Here is an 18,281-nt window from a genome sequence, read left to right on the forward strand (position 1 = left end):
GGGGCGCGACGTACGGTAGGCATGTGGAGTGCTCTTCGATAAAGAGGCAAAAGCCCTTTCGGGATCAGCGATAGAGTTCTGGCGCTTTTCTCAGTTTTGGCCATTGCTCTGGACAATGCCCATAGATCACAAAGGCTTTCTTCTGAGATGCCAAACTCATGAGGCGCTCAGCACTTGCGATCGCGGCATCCTCATCCCAGGACCCCGCAAATCTTTCGTCAATCTCCGCCGGCCGGGAGATCGCATCACTTGTCAGCAAAACTGCTCCGGAGGGAAGGTCAATCATCATGGCAATCTGACCGGGTGCGTGGCCGGGGGCTGCTAGGACCCTAAATCCCGGTCCAATTTCAGCATCGCCTTCTATCTCAAGATACTCCCTATCCGGCCATTCCAGCGGCTGCACATTTCCCCAATAAAGCGGACGCGGCAGGGCTCGTTCTGCGGCTGATATCAGGATAGGCGCGGTTGGAAAATCACCCAAGCCACCAATATGATCGATATGAGTGTGCGTACAAATCTGCAATGTGATGTCCGTGGGTTTGATCCCCAACTTGGCAAGCTGTGCTTGCGGCAGGTTGTCGGGCCCGCATATCAGAACCTCACCAAACTCAAATAGCCGGTCTTCTTTCACCGCGGCGTCAGTGTCAGTTGCGTATTTGGCTGGAAAGCCGGTATCGATCAGGATGACCTCGCCAGCGTCCGTGCGGATCACAAACCCGCAAATCCCTATGATCCTGCCGTTGGAGTGGACCTTGAAGAGGCCATAGTCCAGCACGGCCAGTTCACATGGACGCCCTTTGACAAAACCCTCTGCTTGCACGCGCTCTCCCCCTGTCTGCTCTCAAGGTTTTAGGGTGGGGGATGAAAGTCAATATACATACGCTCTTTCAGTACCTGCTCGACACGACAGAGTCAAATTCTTTAGCGTTTGTTGGGGTTTCCTGTCTGAATCGCCCGGCTGGGTGCATTCTTGGACGTGCTGGATCCCGATATTCCTTTGGATTGGAACCAGAAGAGCTTTCGCAGTTTGCCTGCATTGAGACACCGAGTTTTGGACTGGGCTGATCTCTCTCTCTGGCAATTGTCAGCCAGACCCTGTTCGGCGATGATCACGTAGCCTTCGTCACGCAATGCAGAGTGGTCGCGCAGGATCGTGCTGCGCGTTGCCCCGACCTCATCACACAAGGTTTCGACCGTTGTCGCTCCGCTGCGGCGCAGGTTTCGAATGATGGCGTCTTGTCGGGATCGGCCCTTCATAAATTAAGGCTGATACAGAAAGGTGTCATAGTTTGATACCTTTAAAATCTAGGCCAGTGTCGAGGAAACCAAACCGGAGACACCGATATGACCACGATCACCAATTTTCTCTCACCCAACCTCCTCGCTGAATAGCATTGAACATGAGGTCTTTGAGGCAGGGCAGGAAAACAAGGGCAATCCGATTGTGCTGTGCCTTGGATGGCCCGAGCATGCATATTCCTGGCACCACTAAATGTCCGCACCCGCGGCGGCAGGGTACCATGTCATCGTTCCAAGCCAGCGTGGCCATGCGCAGTTTACAGAAATTCGCGGCCGTTTATTCCTCCGAACACAACCATTTCAACCAGGAGCGATCTTTCAACAGCCGAGACATTTTCAAGCTGAAACAGTTCGTTGCTCTCGCCGAGTGTCTCGAACTTGGCGCAACACAAAGGACAGCTCTTTGGGCTTGCCTGAAACTAGTTCGCATCTTTCTGACAACACTGCTTGATTGTTGAGTGCAAAAGAGATCGTCAGCACTAGAATCTCCAGGTTTGCAGCGCCGACATAGCTCCCGGAAATGCGAAATAACTCTTTGATTGCCTGGCATTCGCTTAGCCTGCAATGATGCATGGCAACTCTCCAACCGGAAAAGGATCACCCATGTCTCGACTTTCAGAACGCAGAGATTTTGCTGTCGCAGTTTGCGAGGAGGCCGGGGAAATTGCCAAAAATTATTTCGCCGATCTGGGTAATCTTGTTGTTGATCAAAAAGGCGCTCAGGACTGGGTCAGCGAGGCGGACAGGAATGTCGAAACCTTCATTCGTGAAAGAATCGCGGAAGCGTGGCCCAAGGATGGGATTTTTGGTGAAGAGCACGGCGCGGCAGCGGGAGAGAGTGGCTTTGACTGGGTGATTGACCCAATTGACGGGACAACGAATTTCGTGAACGGCATTCCGGCATGGACCATTGTTCTGGCCGGTGTCACCAGGGGGCACACGGCGGTAGGCGTGATCCACGATCCAAACATGGACGAAACCTTTGTTGCAATGCGCGGAGAAGGAGCGACACTAAACGGATCACCGATGCGCGTCGCGTCGGGGGTGGCATTGCGGGACGGAACCGTCGCCGTAGGGTATTCGAACCGGGTCGAGACACGCCATGTTTTACCTGTTGTCGAGAACCTGATCGAGCACGGGGCTATGTTCCACAGAAACGCCAGCGGAGCGCTGTCATTGGCCTATGTCGCTGCCGGGCGCCTCTTGGGTTACGTGGAAGAACACATGAATGCCTGGGATTGTCTGGCTGGGCAATTGCTGGTCTCGGAAGCGGGCGGCATTGTTGAGGATCAGAACGCCGACGCGATGATCCGAGAAGGGGGGCGTGTGATCGTGGGCACTCCGGATGTGTTCGAGACGCTGCTTGAGGTCGCAGAGAACGCTTGGAGGGCTTAACGTCTACGCCAACGGTACCCAACTTGAATGAGGTTTTAGCGTCGATAAACCTGCCTGCCAGAAATGACCTTGTGAGGGCTGGTCAGACTTGCGGCCTATCGAAAAATCTGAGAAGGCGCACCAAAACAACGTGCTGACCGCTCCGTGGGTCACGATTGCGAGGTCCCCGGCGCCATGGATCTGGACTATCACTGTGACTGCCCGATAAATGTGCCTCTGTGCCTCTGTGCCTCTGTGCCTCTGTGCCTCTGTGCCTCGATAGCTGTTTCCCAGCTGCAATAACTGGTTTTCGACTGTGCAAAAAAAGCATCAGCCGCCGCCTCGAATTCGCTCGGTGGCAATTACCTCACCCGTTTCACGGGCTTTTCGCTCATCGCTGGTCCAAATCTTCGTGACATTCGACAAGACTTCACCAGAAGCAAATTCAGTAGCGCGTTTGCAGCCCCTCGCATTCAGGCCCCAGTCTTTGATCGGGACGCCCGGATCAACAAAGACCTAGGGATGTGTGAAGATCAAAAGGTTTGGCATCTAGTCGGGCAAAAGCACCGGCCCTTTGTCGGTAAAACCCATCCTGATCTCGGTGCCGGGTTCAAGCGGCGCATCGACATCATCGTGGACGGCGAAAACCTGACCAAACTCACCGGTTAGTGTGTATTCCATCCGAACGCCAACATAGGTCGCCTTGGCCACCGTGGCCGGTATGCCCTGATCGGAGCCGATCACCAGACGTGAGGGTCGCACGGCAATGGTCGCGGCCCCTTCGGACAAACCTCGGTGTGGCAGTGTGTGGCGGTAGCCTTCGATTTCGATGGTTGCCGCATCGCCATCGATACCAACGATTTGGCAACTCAGAAGGTTTGCCTCACCTATGAAATCGGCAACAAACCGGTCATTCGGGGCGTCGTAAAGCTGGCGTGGTGTGCCCATCTGAGCGATCGCGGCGTTGCGCATAACGACAATCTCATCCGAGACCGCCAGCGCCTCTTCCTGATCGTGGGTCACGTAGACAACGGTCAGGCCAAGGTCTTGCTGAATTGCCCGAATATCCTCGCGCACCTGACGGCGAAGTTTGGCGTCGAGGTTGGACAGCGGCTCGTCGAACAGCAGCACCTGCGGCTCAAGAACCAGCGCGCGGGCGACGGCAACACGCTGTTGCTGGCCGCCGGATAGTTCCGAGGGAAGGCGGTTGTCGAAGCCCTGAAGACCAACCAACTCCAATCCATACAAGGCACGGCTGCGGGCCTCATCCTTTGCAAAGCCCGAGAATGTGAGGCCATACATCACGTTCTCCAGCACGCTCATATGAGGGAAAAGCGCGTATGACTGGAACACCATGGATACGTCCCGGTCGGTGGCCGGCAATTTGGTCACGTCCCGATCACCAATCAGGATCTTGCCCGAGCTTGCCATCTCTAACCCGGCAATCATGCGCAATGTCGTTGTTTTTCCACAGCCCGACGGACCAAGCAATGTGACGAGCTTTCCCGCCTCTACGTGCAGATTGATGTTATCGACGGCGACGACATCCTTGCCGAACACTTTCGACACGTTTTCAAAGCGTACCGGGGCGGCCTTGGAACCGATTTTGGTGTCGGTCATGGCGATGTCTCCGTTCCGTGCTGCGTGCGCCGGCCAATCTGGACCCGGCCGACGAGAAGTTGCAATAAGCCGACCGCCGCGAGCATCACGAAGATCAGCGTCGTCGAATAGGCGATCGCAAGGCCATAATCGTTATTCTCGACCCGACCAATGATGTAGCTGGTCGCCATGTCATATTCCGCACTGACCAGAAAGATGACGGCCGAGATCGCCGTCATGGCGCGCACGAAACTGTAGACAAGCGCGGCCAGTATCGCGGGGCGCAACAGCGGCAGGATGATGCGCCGGAACGTCTGCCACGAGTTTGCGCCAAGGGTTAACGAGGATTTATCCAGGCTGCGGTCAAGCTGTGACATACTGGCAATGCCCGCGCGAACGCCGACCGGCATGTTGCGGAAGATGAAACTGACAACGAGGATGACGCCCGTGCCCGTGATCTCGATCGGCGGGACATTGAAGGCGAGAATATAGCTGACGCCGATCACTGTTCCGGGGATCGCAAAGGACAGCATCGTTCCGAACTCGAACGCGTTCTTGCCCGCAAAGCTCTGCCGTGTCAGCAGATAGGCCGTCACCAGCCCGACGGCGGCGGTCAGGGGCGCGGCAAGGGCAGCGATTGTGATAGTGGTCCAGAAACTGTCCCAGGCGGCGCCGGTCCAACGAATGCCTTCTTCTTCGAAGCGGACCGAGAACGCGGTGACGTAATGTTTGAGTGTCAGCGAATTGTTGACCCCCCAAAGCTCGACCACGCTGCCATAGACGATCATCGCATAGACGATGATGGTAAACAGCGCCCAGCCCAGGGCAATCACCAGCACGGGGACCGAAAGGCCGGTTGGCATCAGCGGATGCACCCCCGCGTCGCCTTTGCCCGTGACGGTGGTGTAGCTTTTCTTTCCCAGCCAGACGCGCTGCGCGTAAAACGCCGAGAGTGTGAAGAACAAAAGCACCATGGCCAGAACGGCGGCGCGGCCCTGATCGTATTGCGCGCCGACGATGGCGAAGAATATCTCGGTCGAGAGCACGTCGAAATTGCCGCCCAGCACAAGCGGGTTGCCGAAATCCGCCATGCTTTCGATGAAGCCAAGAAGAAACGCATTCGCAAGACCGGGCCGCATCAGAGGCAAGGAAACCGTCTTGAACGTCTGCCATCGGCTGGCCCGAAGGGTCTGGGCCGCTTCCTCCATCGACGGAGAGACGCCTTCAACCACGCCTATCAGTACGAGAAACGCAATTGGCGTAAACGCGAGTGTCTGCGCGATCAGGATGCCCGGCATTCCGTAAAGCCAGCGTGTCGGCTGCGTGCCGAACAACTCGGCAAAGAACCGGGTGACAGAACCGGACAGGCCAAAAAGCAGGATAAGCGCCAGGCCGATCACGAAGGGCGGGGTGATTATTGGCAGAACAGTCAAGGCCCGCAGCGCGCGCTTATAGCGAAAGCCCGAGCGCGTCACGACCAGTGCGAAGCACAGGCCCAAGACAGTGGTGATGACGCCGACAAGGATGGCGAGGAACAGTGAGTTCCAGGCGGCACCGCAGCGCGCACCCTGAAAACATCCTAACCCCCACAGTCGGTCATCGAAAAACTTCGAGAAGAATACCGCGATGGAATACGCCCCGTCTTCGGTGATGAAGGCAGCGAAAAGCATCTTGGCGATCGGGAAAAAGACAAATGCGGTGACGATTGTTATCACACCGCCAATAGCACTTACGACAAAAACGTCACCGTTAATGGCGCCCCTGGCAGCGATCCCTTGAGTAAGCAGGAACAGAAAGCTTGATGCGCAGATCATTGCGCCATAGCCCATTCCAAACTGACGGTCGCCAAGCTCACCAAACAATGCTTCCAGCCAGTCGAAGTTGAAACCTCGGATGCCAATGCTGAAGCCCTGAGCGATCAGCCAGCCAAAGCCGAGCGCACCGGAAAGGATCAGAATGCGGGCATAAAGCGGGTCGGACTTGGCGCGCTTTAACACCAGAAGCGGCAATACCAGCGCTATCAGAAGTGGAGCAAGCCAGAGTTTTTCGCCTTGCCCGATCAGAAACGCGGCGGGGGCATAATCCTCATCGAACGGGTAACCGTCCAAAAGCCATTCGAACGACCACAGGCCGCCGTCAACCATGTACCATGGCAGCAGGCAGAATCCGACCCACCCAGCAATGATCCAGAAGATCAGGACCGGATGGGTCGTTTTTGAGGTCTGGTCAGTCATTTACTGTGGCAGAGTCGAAACCTCTTCGTCCCATTTCTGCAAAAGCCGCTTCCGTTCGTCCGAGGAACCATATTTTTTGAAGTCATAGTCAATCAGCTTGATCTGACTCATGTCAGGCGCGCTTTCGGAAGTATCTGCGCCTTTATTCGAAGGCACCTGAAACGCGTTGACCTGAAGGGCAAGGTTCTGAGCTTCGGGCGACAGGGCCCAGTCATAGAACTTCTTCGCCTCTTCTTCGTTGCGGGCGCCGTCGATGATTGACATCGAGCCAATTTCGTACCCGGTGCCTTCACATGGTGCGACGACCTTGATCGGGAATCCTGAAACAGCCTGCTTTACAGCATCATGCATGAAGACGATGCCAATTGTGTTCTCGCCCCGCCCGGCGGCCTTGATCGGCGCAGAGCCTGACTTGGTGTACTGGTTGATGTTCGAATGCAGACCCTTCATGAACTCAAAGCCCTCATCCTCACCGAAAATCTGCACCATCGAGGCCAGCGTCGTATAGGCCGTACCTGATGAGTTCGGGTTCGCCATCTGGACGTGGCCCTTGTATTCGGGCTTCAACAGGTCTTTCCAGCACGCAGGTTCGGGCAGGTTGTTTGCCGCGACAAGGTCGGCATTGTAGCCATACCCGAGCGCGCCTGAATAGATGCCGATCGTTTTGTTGCCCGCGCTTTCAGCCTGGGATATCGCCCAATCGTGAAGTTGGTCACGCATTGGCGACATGTATTCCATTGTCAGGCCTTCTTCGGCGGCCTGCAAATGTGGATCACCCGTGCCACCCCACCAAACGTCTCCCTTCGGGTTCGAACTTTCTGCGCGGATCTGTGCAAAGGTCTCGCCTGACGATTTTCTGGTCATGTTGACGTCGATGCCGGTCGCATCTTCAAAGCTGCGTGCCATGAGTTGGCACCAATCTTCTTGCGCCGAACAATAGAGTGTCAGCTTGTCGGCCTGTGCTGCCGACAGTGATGCGGCCAGGGCGATCACCGACCCAAACGCCGTGGTTGTCAATTTTCTCATTTTTTCCTCCCATTGTGCTTTATGCGTCCGGGCTTCCCGGTTCTTTAATGCCCTTCCTCAAGCAGCCTTTCGAAGCTTCTTCACGACCGATTTGACTTCCTGATTGTCTGTCAGGTTTTTCAGCAATTGTGACAGGTCTTTTTCTTCGACCAGCTTTGCCGCCTTTGCCGGTGAAAACCAGTGCCGCGTCCGCTCCCCTTCTTCCTTCCAGCGGCGCTTCAGTTTTTCAACGACCAGAGGATAAAGGGTAACGCGGCAACGAACGCTGCTTTTGCCTTCATATCGCTTGTCGTAGAAAAATTGTCCGATTGCCCGATCCGAGATGGTGCCGACTGCGCCCGCTTCTTCCTGAGCTTCTATTTCAGCGGCACGCCATGGCTTTTTGCCGTCCATTAACCATCCCTTTGGAATAACCCACCGTCCAGTATCCCGCGAGGTGACCATCAGCACACGCAACTTGCCGGCCTTGTCCCAGCGCATCGGAAGCGCCGCAATCTGATCTGCCGTTTCGCTGTCGTTCATGCTGTCCCTCAATGCCACACGATCAAAAAGCAAATGGAACCTGTCTTGATGGCAAGTAGGCCGGTTAAGACGCTCTCTCAATTCCTGGTCTGAATTTGATCAGCCTGTGCATTTTTGCTCTGCGCCTTGAAATACTTACTAACTCTCGAATTTTCACAACGTTCCGAGGGTTTTGCAACAAAAATTATTGCAAAATGCCCGAAAGCCCACAAAGGTAGGTTTCGAAACCTAGTCGGGTCGCCGGATGTCCAAAACTAAAACGCGCGGCAAAATGTCTGAAAAGAACCAGAGCCGGGTCAAGAAGTCCGACCGGCGCCAACAGATACTGTTGGAGTTGAAGCTGCGCCCGCACGTTCGCATCAACGAACTGGCACAGCGGTTCAATGTCTCCAACGAAACGGTACGCAGGGATTTCGACGCTCTGTCGAGTGACGGCTTGATCGCGCGCGCCCACGGGGGGGCATCAGCCCCCGCGCAAGGGCACTATCCGGGTTTGGATGAACGGACAAACGCTCAGGTTGAGGAGCGCGAGCGGATAGGCGTCAGAGCGGCAGAACTGATTCAGGGCGGTGAAACGGTCATGATCAATTCCGGCTCGACCACAATCGAGATGGCACGCGCTTTGGCTTACCTCGGCACCCATTGCACGGTGATCACCAATTCAATTCCCGTCGCGATGACACTTGGCCATGGCAGTGCCCAGGTCCTGTTATGCCCGGGGGAATATTTGGCAACTGAATCTGCAACGATCGGAACCGAAACGCTGGAATTTCTGTCTCAATTCAACGTCGACAGATGCATGATCGGTTCCTCGGGTTTCTCTACAGAAGGGCCTTCAGAAACAGTGCGGGGATTTGCTGCGGTCAAGAGGATGATGCTGACGCGCGCCGAGAAACGGCATCTTCTTATTGATTCCGGGAAGTTCGGCCGCAAAGACTTGTCTCAAGTGGGCGGCCTTGACGGTCTGGATTCCATCGTTACCGACAAAAAACCAACAGAAGAACTGCGTAACGCGATTGAGGGGGCCGAGGTCGATGTTCTCGTCGCCGGGCAAGCATTGGAAGACTGATTAACTGCGGATCAAAATTGACCGCACATGACTGGGAGGAAAACATGAAGATCGATATCAAACTATTGGTTGGGGCATCCGCAATCGCGCTCATGTCGTTGAGTGGGACAGCGTCTGCACAGGATTGCCCGCGCGGTGACCTGGACGAGCGTTTTTGCGACGCCGACGGGGATTTGATCGCGGATATCCCCACAGATCCTTCCGAGCAAATTGACCCTGACACCCTGATCTTTGCATATACTCCGGTTGAAGACCCCGCCGTATATAAAACCGCGTGGTCTGATTTTCTGGACCATCTAAAAGCGGAAACCGGCAAGGACGTCGTCTTTTTCCCGGTCCAGAACAACGCCGCCCAGATCGAGGCAATGCGCTCGGGGCGTCTGCATATCGCGGGCTTCAATACCGGCTCCAATCCACTGGCGGTAAACTGCGCCGGATTCCGCCCGTTCACGATCATGGCTTCGAAAGACGGCAATTTCGGGTATGAGATGGAAATCATCACCTATCCGGGCTCGGGCATCGAAAAGGTTGAGGATATCAAGGGCAAGCAACTGGCCTTTACCTCACCCACATCCAACTCGGGGTTCAAAGCGCCCTCAGCCATCCTGAAAAGCGACTTTGATCTTCTGCCTGAACGCGATTTTGAACCGGTCTATTCGGGCAAACACGACAACTCGATCCTGGGTGTTGCAAACAAAGACTACTTGGCGGCTTCAATTGCGAACTCGGTAAAATCGCGGATGATCTCGCGCGATGTGATCAACGAAGATGATGTCATAACGATCTACAAGTCGCAGACTTTCCCGACGACGGGCTTTGGCACCGTTTACAACCTGACACCCGAGTTGCAGGAGAAGATCCGCAATGCCTTCTTCAATTTCGACTGGGAGGGCACGACACTGGAAGCTGAATTCTCGAAGTCGAACGAAGGTCAGTTCCTTGAGATGACCTATCAGGAATTTTGGGACGTCATTCGTAAAATTGACGCAGCAAATGGCGTCTCTTACGCCTGCCAGTGACCATTGACTCATCCAGCGGGCCTGACGGGGCCCGCTGTTCACCCTAATCTGGGGCATTTTATGCTGCGTCTTCAAAAGCTGACGAAAACATACAAGACCGGAGATCAGGCGCTGAAGGCCATTGATCTTGAGGTTCCAAAAGGACAGGTTCTTGCGTTGATCGGACCCTCGGGCGCGGGCAAGTCGACCATGATCCGCTGCATAAACCGCTTGGTCGAACCCACAAGCGGCGGTGTCCTTCTGGATGACGTGGACCTGACCAAACTCGGCTCGGGCGCGCTGCGGAAAGCGCGCCGCGAAATGGGTATGATCTTTCAGGAATATGCCTTGGTAGAACGCCTCACGGTGATGGAAAACGTTTTGTCCGGCCGGCTGGGATATGTGGGGTTCTGGCGCAGCTTCCTGCGGCGGTACCCGCAGTCGGATGTGGATGAGGCCTTCCGCCTGCTTGATCGGGTGGGACTGTTGCACATGGCGGACAAACGGGCGGATGAGCTGTCGGGTGGTCAACGCCAAAGGGTCGGCATCTGCCGCGCCTTGATTCAGAACCCGAAACTGTTGCTGGTCGACGAGCCGACTGCGTCGCTGGACCCAAAGACCAGTCGCCAGATTATGCGCCTGATCACCGAGCTGTGTCAGGAACGCGGATTGGCGGCCATTATCAATATCCATGATGTGGCACTCGCCCAGATGTTTGTTCCCCGTGTCGTTGGTCTCCGCTTTGGCGAAATCGTATATGACGGTCTTCCAACGGGCCTTGCGCCCGAAAAGCTGACCGAGATCTATGGCGAGGAAGACTGGGAAGCGACCATCGAAAAAGTTGACGAAGATGAAGATGTCGAGGCTGCGGAATGAGCCACCCGGAACTGGACGACATGCTTGGAAAAGGCTGGCGTAAGCCTGCCTTTGTTAAAAACCCACTGCTCCGCTGGGCATTGTTTCTTGGCTTTTTCGCCTACCTGATCGCGGCCTTTATGACCATCGAAGTTGATTGGGGCCGGGTCTATGAAGGGCTGGACCGGGGATGGGCGTTCGTCCTTGCGTTCGCCAGCCCGGACTTCGTTTCGCGGTGGTCAGATATTTGGAGCGGCCTTCTGGAGAGTATCGTAATGACCGTGGCCGCGTCGGTTGTGGGCATTCTGATTTCGATCCCGATTGGGTTGGGGGCCGCACGCAATATTGCCCCGTTGCCGATCTACATGATTTGCCGCGGCATTGTCGCAATAAGCCGGGCTTTGCAAGAGATCATCGTCGCCATTCTGCTGGTGGCTATCTTCGGCTTTGGTCCGCTGGCCGGATTTCTGACGCTGTCCTTCGCGACCATCGGTTTCCTGTCCAAACTTCTGGCCGAGGACATCGAAGCCATGGACAAGGTCCAGGCCGAAGCGATCAAAGCGTCCGGCGCGCGTTGGCCACAATGGATCAACTATGGGGTTCAGCCGCAGGTGATGCCGCGACTAGTCGGGCTTTCCATGTACCGGATCGACATCAATTTCCGCGAAAGCGCAATTCTCGGTCTCGTGGGGGCCGGCGGTATCGGTGCAACGTTGAACACGGCGTTTGATCGCTATGAATACGACACGGCAGCGGCCATTCTGATCCTCATCATCGGGATCGTCATGGCACTTGAATACCTTTCCGGAATTATCCGGGCGAGGGTTCAGTAATGCCAGTACTTGAACGCGACGATACGCAGATCTGGCGCCGGCGGACGACCGGTCAGAGCCTGGTTCGATGGTTCGGCTGGCTGTTGGGCGTGGCGGTCTTTGTTTACTGTTGGCAGCTTATCTCGGAATCCACGACCTGGTTTTTCGTCTGGGACGCGCCTCGCATCGCCAACGATATCTGGACCCGCGCAACGCCTCCCAAATGGGACTATATCACCCAACTGGGCCGCCCGATTTGGGACACTCTGAACATCGCCACCCTGGGTACAATCATCGCCCTGTGCATGGCGGTGCCGGTCGCCTTTCTGGCGGCCCGCAACACCACGCCATCGGCTTTGTTCATCCGGCCCATTGCCCTGCTGATCATTGTCTCGACCCGTTCGATCAACTCGTTGATCTGGGCACTTCTTTTGATCGCAATTATTGGTCCGGGTGTCTTTGCCGGTGTCATAGCAATCGCCATCCGTTCAATCGGGTTCTGTGCAAAGCTTCTTTATGAAGCGATTGAGGAAATTGATCACACGCAGGTCGAAGCGATCACGGCAACAGGGGCGTCGCGCTGGCAAGTCATGGCCTACGGGATCGTTCCGCAAATCCTGCCCGCTTTTGCTGGCATCGCGGTCTTTCGTTGGGATATCAACATTCGCGAGTCCACGGTTCTGGGGCTGGTCGGCGCCGGGGGCATCGGGTTGCAATTGTCGGCCTCGCTCAACGTTCTGGCCTGGCCGCAAGTCAGCCTGATCCTGATTGTTATTCTTGTCGCGGTCATGATCAGTGAATGGGTCTCGGCGAAAGTCCGAGGGGCCATCATTTGACCGGGTTCTCTGCGCAAGAGGCTTTTGATGCCTACGAGGCTGTGCGGCATCGCCTTCCGGAAACCGGACCTGCTGAAGTGAGTTATCGTCAGGCTGAGACGCTGGAGGATATAGCCGATGAATTCGACGTCTTCCTCCTCGACGCCTTCGGGGTCCTCAATATTGGAGATACGGCGATCCCGGACACTCCTGAGCGTGTCAGGTCACTGAAAGCGGCCGGAAAGCGCGTTCTGGTCGTGTCGAACGCTGCAGGGTTTCCGCACGCAACTCTGTTGGAAAAATACACCAGGCTTGGGTATGACTTCGCGCCGCAGGACGTGATCACCAGCCGGGCCACATTGTTGTCTGAACTAAATGGCCAAAATGGGCTGCATTGGGGATTGATGGCGACACCCAGCGCCGGCCTGCGCGATTTGGAGGGGCTGAAACTATCCTATCTGGAGGATGACCCGAAACCTTACGAATCCGTCGACGGATTTCTGATGATCGGGTCAGCAGCTTGGACCGAAACGCGTCAAGCCATGTTGGAGACCGCCTTGCTGGAGCGTCCCCGCCCGGTAATGGTCGGCAACCCTGACATTGTCGCCCCGCGCGAGTACGGATTTTCCAAAGAGCCCGGTCTTTTCGCGCATCGGCTGGCAGACCGGACAGGTGTCGCCCCTCAGTTCTTTGGAAAGCCCTTCGGCAACATCTACGATCTCGCGTTCCAACGCCTCGGGCGCATCGACAAGTCCCGGGTTCTGATGGTTGGCGACAGCCTGCACACCGACATTCTGGGCGCACGAAATGCCGGCGTAGTTTCGGCGCTCATCTCCGGATTTGGGTTCTTCGCTGAGCATGACGTCGAAGCCGCGATCAAGAAGGCAGGGATAGTACCAAACTTTGTCGTAACCCGGCCGTGAGTTAAGAAGTTTCCTTTTCGAAAGATATTCTGTCCAACTCGAACGTTGGATAAGTCTGCGTTGTGTGGGTTCATCAGCCTCCAAAATGTTGCACCTGCGTCGAATGTCCGAAATACGGCCAACATCCGCAGAAATAATAAGACGTTCTGATGGTCGTGTGTGGGCCGCGTTTTCCCGGGATCCCCGGCAGGGTGCTTGGCATGAGCTGCGCTGTTGCCAATTGCCACTGCGAGTCCATTTCGAGCAATCCTGCGCGACGCATGAAGATCAGCCTCTGTGCCAGACGGTGCACAACGACAGATCTGCATCGAAGTTACGAGATCGGTCATGTGTGCTGTGATTGAAATTACTGATTGAATTTCACGCGAGAGTGAACCTGAGCGCCAAGCCCAGTGTCAGTCTTTCATCCCGGCAATGCGCATGTGATCCAGGTAGCGCTCTAACGCGCCGGACGCGGTCCAGGTGTCGATACTTTCAGCGCGATACTCAGCAATCGTTGGCTCATGCGCGTCGGCGTAAAATACTTTGTATGCATCCTGCGCCTTTTCGACCTCACCGAGGCACGCATAGATAGCGGCCAGCATGCGGTGCGCGCCCTTCACGATCTTGTCCATTTGCAGAAAAGCATCAAGCGCGCCTTCACAGTCGCCCTTTTGCCAAAGCGCCCAGCCCATCCTCCAATGGACATTCCGAGAGTGGAAAGGGTCGATACCCTTGGCCCGTTCCAGCCGTTCAATGGCCTCGTCTGTACGGCCAACATTGAGCAACGGAGTTGCGCTGGCCGCCAGATACCGGGATGCGCTGGGGTTAAGTGCCACTGCCTTGTCGTAATGCGCCAGGGCTTCTTCATTTTCGCCGCGCGAGCCTCTGAGCAATGCCAACAAGTAGTGTGTGCTTGGATCGTCCGCGGCAATCTCCAGCGCCTTTAGGCCGTGCTTCAGCGCTGTATCGAAGGCTTCCTGCCGATCCCAGCCATGCCAGCCGAATTCGCCAGCATGACGGTACACGAACACCATACCGAGATGTGCATAGTGGCTGTCGGGGTCTACTTCGAAGATTTTTCGTACAGTTTCAAAAGCTTTCCAGTTGCTTGCTTCGGAAAAGTCATCGACGACGAACTGACGGGCCGTAAGAAACAGATGTTGGGCGGTGACCTTATCCGGGTCGCTCATCGGGCTTGGGCGCATGAGACGCTGGCCCACGCGGTCGGCAAGCGTACGGACGATTTGGTCCTGCACAACAAACAGATCCCCGATGTTCTGATCGTAGGTATGCGCCCATAGATGCTCTCCGGTAGTGGCGTCGATGAGTTGCGCTGTGACCTTCAGCTTGTCACCTGACTTTTGCTGGCTGCCCTCTAGGACGTATTGCACTCCAAGTTCTTCGCCGATCTGATGAATGTCGATGGGTTGGCCGCGATAACGGAAACTGGAATTGCGGGCGATCACGTCATAAAAGCGCGATCGGGCCAGTTCACTGATAATCCCTTCGGCGATCGCGTCGGACAGGTAGCCTTTGTCCTCACCTGCGCTGAAATCGTCGAACGCCAGCACGGCAATGCGGGGTGGATGGTTGCTTTCGCTGCGCCGCGGATCACCGAACGTCAGGTAGATTGCGCCGATCAGCGTCAGCGTGACCAGCGACACAAACGCTGCGATGCCACGCCGTCCAGCCAAAAGACCTGTCCGGGGCACGACGCCAGCGTAAGCGATCTCTTCAACGGTAGCGACCCGGGTCGCGTTGAGTTTGTATCCCTTTTTTGGAAAGGTCTGAACCAGCTTGTGATCCTTGTCGTCCAGCGCCCGCCTGATATCGGCGATGCACTGGACCAGGCTGTCATCGGTCACAAAAGTGTCGGCCCAAACTTTCTCAATCAGGATGTCTTTCGGGACGATTTCCCCGGCATGCCGTGCCAAAACTGCCAGTACGTCGGCGCTTTGGCTGCGCAAATCAACAGTTTCTCCGGCAGCGTCTTGAATCTCCAGAGTTTCAACAGAGAAGGTGAAATCGCCAAGGTGAACGATTTCAGAAGAATTCGTGCCGATTTCGCCGCCTTTTCGGGACAAATCACGCTCCTCCATGTGTCCTAGTTTAGCGAAACCGGCGCGCTGCTGGCAAGCTCACCAGCCTTCTGGCGGCGCGGGTCAGTCCGGGAAACGAGAGGAGAAACAGGATGAAACTGATTATTTCCGCCGCTTTGATGCTGACAGCTGCCGTCGCCCACTCTGAAAGCCGTATCGACGCGTTATGCGGGCAGGGCCATGTGAATGAGGCTGTTTCGCCGAAGGATATCCAAGCCAACCCCGACGGCTATTATATCCGCAGCCTGAAAACGCAAATTCGCCACGGCGATCCACGTATTGTGCAGGCCGTCGGCGATGTGTTTCATCTGTGCACCCGGTCCGCGGCAACGCCCGAGATGGAAAGCACGCTGGTACATCTTTTGATCAACGAACGTAAGGTTAAGTACCTGTTTGTGCCGCTCAATCCGGTCCCGGCCGAGCCACATAAGTGAGCACTGACGTGGTGCAAATCTTCGGTATGTTGGAAACCCGCGCATTTTTAAAGCGGACAATTCAGCTTTTTTGCGGAATTGTCCGCGTCCCGTTGTCGGTGTTTTTCCAGCTTTGCGTTCGCAGCGAGCGTCCAAAAATGCAGAAAAAACGACCGCATTATCTAAATACCTCATTGAGTACTCAATGAGGAAAGTGATGCCTTGATTACTGCCGAGCGGTCGCTTCTTCCCATCCTTTGAGAAGTGCCGCTCTGCGCCCCGGGTATTTCTGACCGAGCACGCGCAATTCCTTGATCCGCTCCGTTTTGAAATGCCTGTAGTCTTCTTTGGTTTCGCACCATCCGATGAGGTAACGCGTGCGATCAAGAAATGCGATCAATAGGGGCCAGACGATCCTGTCTGTCGTGCTGCCGTTGCGATCCGTGTAGATGAGTTGCAGGCGATACCGTTCACGAATGGCATGGCGCAGCAGCGCGCTGTCAAAACGCTCTGATACCCTGGCCCGGGTTTGAATTGGCTTGGAACTCCCATCCAGCACCACCGGGCGCAGCTCTTTCGGAATGGCCGAAGACAGTTTCGACACCAAGTCACGCGCGGCCCGAGCGAGGGACGGATCGGCCTCGGAGGCGACCCAGGCCGCGCCGAGGGCGGCGGCCTCCAACTCATCTGCGGTCAGCATCAGCGGCGGCATGTCATATCCGTCATCGAGGACATATCCAATCCCGGCCTCGCCGGTGATCGGGATGCGCTGTGCGTGAAGCTCGGCCATGTCGCGATACAGCGTGCTGAGTGAGATTTCCAGTTCATCCGCCAGTTCCCGTCCAGTGATCGGCGACCTTGTGGACCGCAATATCTGGATAATCTGGAACAGGCGTTCAGTGCGACGCATTAATTGCTTCTCCTCTCACACTACTGTCATAACGGTGAGAGCAGAGGAGTTCTAGGACAGGCTCAGAAACCAAGACAGCGCGACGATCGCGCAACTAAACGGAGCCAACAATGATCCACTACGAACGCAACCTGATTATCGACGCAGCGCCCGATGCCGTGTGGGCCGTTCTCAGCCACTATATGCGGATCGACGAGTTTGCCCCGCAGATCACATCCGTCGATGCATTGACAGACGGAGAAGCAGGTGTGGGCTCAAAGCGGCGCAACAACTTCGCCAATGGCACATCGGTGGTGGAGGAGGTGACGGCGTGGAAACCCGGTACCGGATACACCGTTCGGTTGTCGGATATGGCTGCGATGCCTCTGCATGAAGCAAGTTCGGAAATTCGCATCACCCCAACGGACGGGAAGTCCAGAGTAACCTGGACCTTCGACTATCGCGTCAAATACGGACCGCTTGGGTGGCTGATGGGGCAGACCGTGATGAAGATGATGATGAGCAAGATCATCGATGCAAACCTTCAGGGGCTGGCTGAGAAGGCGCGTGCCCCGTGACTCGGATAGTTCAAACATGTTTTTTTGGCTTCAGCGGCCGTTGCTGACCGACAACATGTACCATATTTCACGCCGGCCGAAGGGCTTGAATGGCAGGTGAGTTTGATTTTTCCAAGACTGATCCTCCGATCAGCCATGCGCACCTACTCTGACGATCCGGCGTTGATCGCCGATGGGTACTACAGCATGCCGCAGTGCCTCCGAGGGCGGCAAATAGACCGATTTTGATCCATGTCGCAATTTGCGCCCATGTCTGAACTTAGGTGAAAAAAATGTGGAGGAGCACATACCCCTCCATTTGAACTCTGGCACTATTCCTCTGGGTGGAAGTGCACGTCCATTGGACCCTCCCATTAAATCAACAGGATTGTTGGTTCACCAGTTGGAAAGGAGTCATTGTGATGCTCTCCGCCTGGTTGATACCAGTAGTCTCCGGGCGTTTGCAGCGGCACGTCAGCTTCACTTTCGCCTTTGACGTAGTGCTTGGATGCACCGGTTACGACAAGGCCGTGATATCCATGGGTGTGCGAGTGCATAGCTCCGGGGAAGTTTGGCGGGAATTTCATGAAAACCGCCGACGGGCCTTTCTGGGGATCGCCCCAAAGGACAGCAAGCTCAAACGGCGCGCCCTCGGGCTGGAAGAATTCTGCCTCTTCCAACGCAATTCTATATGAGCTTTTTACTGTCTCAGCGTTGGCAGACAGAGAGATTGCGCTGATGAGAATACCAGCCACAGCAGCGACTTTAGCGATTGAATTGAACATGCTTCTTTCTTCCATCAAGTTGCTTCTGCG

The 18,281-nt window shown here is 55.7% G+C and carries 18 protein-coding genes; 9 read left to right on the forward strand and 9 right to left on the reverse strand.

All coding sequences use genetic code 11. The features are described from left to right. Positions 1 to 64 precede the first annotated feature (64 nt). Positions 65 to 820: an N-acyl homoserine lactonase family protein gene (locus ACXAC3_RS09705; RefSeq protein WP_475159250.1), complete on the reverse strand. Its 756-nt coding sequence runs from the start codon at positions 818 to 820 to the stop codon at positions 65 to 67. Between the two features lie 101 nt (positions 821 to 921). Continuing rightward, positions 922 to 1,257, reverse strand: a complete 336-nt coding sequence (locus tag ACXAC3_RS09710; protein ID WP_475159253.1) for an HTH domain-containing protein — start codon at positions 1,255 to 1,257, stop codon at positions 922 to 924. Positions 1,258 to 1,902: 645 nt separating this feature from the next. Here ACXAC3_RS09710 and ACXAC3_RS09715 point away from each other — a divergent pair. Next, the gene (locus ACXAC3_RS09715) at positions 1,903 to 2,694 is read left to right on the forward strand and encodes an inositol monophosphatase family protein (RefSeq protein ID WP_475159256.1); all 792 of its coding nucleotides are present in this window, start codon (positions 1,903 to 1,905) and stop codon (positions 2,692 to 2,694) included. A gap of 528 nt (positions 2,695 to 3,222) precedes the next feature. Here the strand turns inward: ACXAC3_RS09715 and ACXAC3_RS09720 are convergent. The 4 genes from ACXAC3_RS09720 to ACXAC3_RS09735 are packed head-to-tail and all read right to left on the reverse strand — an operon-like array spanning position 3,223 to position 8,054. Further along, the gene (locus tag ACXAC3_RS09720) at positions 3,223 to 4,293 is read right to left on the reverse strand and encodes an ABC transporter ATP-binding protein (RefSeq protein ID WP_475159260.1); all 1,071 of its coding nucleotides are present in this window, start codon (positions 4,291 to 4,293) and stop codon (positions 3,223 to 3,225) included. Beyond that, entirely contained in the window at positions 4,290 to 6,506 is a 2,217-nt protein-coding gene (locus tag ACXAC3_RS09725; protein WP_475159262.1) for an ABC transporter permease, read from the reverse strand. Before ACXAC3_RS09725 ends, ACXAC3_RS09720 begins: the two co-directional genes overlap by 4 nt. Then, positions 6,507 to 7,532, reverse strand: coding sequence for an ABC transporter substrate-binding protein (locus ACXAC3_RS09730; RefSeq protein ID WP_475159263.1), 1,026 nt, complete (start codon positions 7,530 to 7,532; stop codon positions 6,507 to 6,509). 57 nt (positions 7,533 to 7,589) lie between these two features. Then, entirely contained in the window at positions 7,590 to 8,054 is a 465-nt protein-coding gene (locus ACXAC3_RS09735) for an NUDIX hydrolase (protein ID WP_475159265.1), read from the reverse strand. Positions 8,055 to 8,298: 244 nt separating this feature from the next. Here ACXAC3_RS09735 and ACXAC3_RS09740 point away from each other — a divergent pair, with 244 nt between their 5' ends. The 6 genes from ACXAC3_RS09740 to ACXAC3_RS09765 are packed head-to-tail and all read left to right on the forward strand — an operon-like array spanning position 8,299 to position 13,526. After that, positions 8,299 to 9,123: a DeoR/GlpR family DNA-binding transcription regulator gene (locus tag ACXAC3_RS09740; RefSeq protein WP_475159266.1), complete on the forward strand. Its 825-nt coding sequence runs from the start codon at positions 8,299 to 8,301 to the stop codon at positions 9,121 to 9,123. A gap of 44 nt (positions 9,124 to 9,167) precedes the next feature. Continuing rightward, entirely contained in the window at positions 9,168 to 10,142 is a 975-nt protein-coding gene (gene phnD, locus ACXAC3_RS09745) for a phosphate/phosphite/phosphonate ABC transporter substrate-binding protein (RefSeq protein WP_475159268.1), read from the forward strand. Between the two features lie 60 nt (positions 10,143 to 10,202). Further along, complete coding sequence (gene phnC / locus ACXAC3_RS09750) at positions 10,203 to 10,997, forward strand: phosphonate ABC transporter ATP-binding protein (protein ID WP_475159269.1); 795 nt, start codon at positions 10,203 to 10,205, stop codon at positions 10,995 to 10,997. Next, on the forward strand, positions 10,994 to 11,809 hold the full coding sequence (phnE, locus tag ACXAC3_RS09755; protein ID WP_475159271.1) for a phosphonate ABC transporter, permease protein PhnE: 816 nt from the start codon (positions 10,994 to 10,996) through the stop codon (positions 11,807 to 11,809). Before phnC ends, phnE (ACXAC3_RS09755) begins: the two co-directional genes overlap by 4 nt. Then, a complete protein-coding gene (phnE, locus tag ACXAC3_RS09760; protein WP_475159274.1) occupies positions 11,809 to 12,624 on the forward strand; it encodes a phosphonate ABC transporter, permease protein PhnE in 816 nt (271 codons plus the stop codon). The genes phnE (ACXAC3_RS09755) and phnE (ACXAC3_RS09760) overlap by 1 nt, the downstream gene beginning before the upstream one ends. Continuing rightward, a complete protein-coding gene (locus ACXAC3_RS09765) occupies positions 12,588 to 13,526 on the forward strand; it encodes an HAD-IIA family hydrolase (RefSeq protein WP_475159277.1) in 939 nt (312 codons plus the stop codon). Before phnE (ACXAC3_RS09760) ends, ACXAC3_RS09765 begins: the two co-directional genes overlap by 37 nt. A 395-nt stretch (positions 13,527 to 13,921) precedes the next feature. Here ACXAC3_RS09765 and ACXAC3_RS09770 read toward each other — a convergent pair whose 3' ends face one another. Then, positions 13,922 to 15,592, reverse strand: coding sequence for a winged helix-turn-helix domain-containing tetratricopeptide repeat protein (locus ACXAC3_RS09770; protein WP_475159279.1), 1,671 nt, complete (start codon positions 15,590 to 15,592; stop codon positions 13,922 to 13,924). Between the two features lie 107 nt (positions 15,593 to 15,699). Here ACXAC3_RS09770 and ACXAC3_RS09775 point away from each other — a divergent pair, with 107 nt between their 5' ends. Continuing rightward, on the forward strand, positions 15,700 to 16,041 hold the full coding sequence (locus tag ACXAC3_RS09775; protein WP_475159281.1) for a hypothetical protein: 342 nt from the start codon (positions 15,700 to 15,702) through the stop codon (positions 16,039 to 16,041). A gap of 205 nt (positions 16,042 to 16,246) precedes the next feature. Here ACXAC3_RS09775 and ACXAC3_RS09780 read toward each other — a convergent pair whose 3' ends face one another. Then, on the reverse strand, positions 16,247 to 16,930 hold the full coding sequence (locus tag ACXAC3_RS09780) for a helix-turn-helix transcriptional regulator (RefSeq protein ID WP_475159283.1): 684 nt from the start codon (positions 16,928 to 16,930) through the stop codon (positions 16,247 to 16,249). A 110-nt stretch (positions 16,931 to 17,040) separates the two neighbouring features. On the opposite strand from ACXAC3_RS09780, the gene ACXAC3_RS09785 reads away from it, so the two are divergent. Continuing rightward, entirely contained in the window at positions 17,041 to 17,487 is a 447-nt protein-coding gene (locus tag ACXAC3_RS09785; RefSeq protein ID WP_475159286.1) for an SRPBCC family protein, read from the forward strand. Between the two features lie 353 nt (positions 17,488 to 17,840). On the opposite strand, the gene ACXAC3_RS09790 is transcribed toward ACXAC3_RS09785, so the two are convergent. Next, positions 17,841 to 18,266, reverse strand: coding sequence for a DUF4437 domain-containing protein (locus tag ACXAC3_RS09790; protein WP_475159288.1), 426 nt, complete (start codon positions 18,264 to 18,266; stop codon positions 17,841 to 17,843). Positions 18,267 to 18,281: the final 15 nt, after the last annotated feature.

Source organism: Ruegeria sp. ABV4_181 (genome assembly GCF_056158465.1).

Bases quoted from the DNA above. Each gene is read 5' to 3' on its own strand.
- ACXAC3_RS09710 (WP_475159253.1), bottom strand. From the start codon at position 1,257: ATGAAGGGCCGATCCCGACAAGACGCCATCATTCGAAACCTGCGCCGC.
- ACXAC3_RS09715 (WP_475159256.1), top strand. From the start codon at position 1,903: ATGTCTCGACTTTCAGAACGCAGAGATTTTGCTGTCGCAGTTTGCGAG.
- ACXAC3_RS09720 (WP_475159260.1), bottom strand. From the start codon at position 4,293: ATGACCGACACCAAAATCGGTTCCAAGGCCGCCCCGGTACGCTTTGAA.
- ACXAC3_RS09725 (WP_475159262.1), bottom strand. From the start codon at position 6,506: ATGACTGACCAGACCTCAAAAACGACCCATCCGGTCCTGATCTTCTGG.
- ACXAC3_RS09730 (WP_475159263.1), bottom strand. From the start codon at position 7,532: ATGAGAAAATTGACAACCACGGCGTTTGGGTCGGTGATCGCCCTGGCC.
- ACXAC3_RS09735 (WP_475159265.1), bottom strand. From the start codon at position 8,054: ATGAACGACAGCGAAACGGCAGATCAGATTGCGGCGCTTCCGATGCGC.
- ACXAC3_RS09740 (WP_475159266.1), top strand. From the start codon at position 8,299: ATGTCCAAAACTAAAACGCGCGGCAAAATGTCTGAAAAGAACCAGAGC.
- phnD (WP_475159268.1), top strand. From the start codon at position 9,168: ATGAAGATCGATATCAAACTATTGGTTGGGGCATCCGCAATCGCGCTC.
- phnC (WP_475159269.1), top strand. From the start codon at position 10,203: ATGCTGCGTCTTCAAAAGCTGACGAAAACATACAAGACCGGAGATCAG.
- phnE (WP_475159271.1), top strand. From the start codon at position 10,994: ATGAGCCACCCGGAACTGGACGACATGCTTGGAAAAGGCTGGCGTAAG.
- phnE (WP_475159274.1), top strand. From the start codon at position 11,809: ATGCCAGTACTTGAACGCGACGATACGCAGATCTGGCGCCGGCGGACG.
- ACXAC3_RS09765 (WP_475159277.1), top strand. From the start codon at position 12,588: ATGGGTCTCGGCGAAAGTCCGAGGGGCCATCATTTGACCGGGTTCTCT.
- ACXAC3_RS09775 (WP_475159281.1), top strand. From the start codon at position 15,700: ATGAAACTGATTATTTCCGCCGCTTTGATGCTGACAGCTGCCGTCGCC.
- ACXAC3_RS09780 (WP_475159283.1), bottom strand. From the start codon at position 16,930: ATGCGTCGCACTGAACGCCTGTTCCAGATTATCCAGATATTGCGGTCC.
- ACXAC3_RS09785 (WP_475159286.1), top strand. From the start codon at position 17,041: ATGATCCACTACGAACGCAACCTGATTATCGACGCAGCGCCCGATGCC.
- ACXAC3_RS09790 (WP_475159288.1), bottom strand. From the start codon at position 18,266: ATGGAAGAAAGAAGCATGTTCAATTCAATCGCTAAAGTCGCTGCTGTG.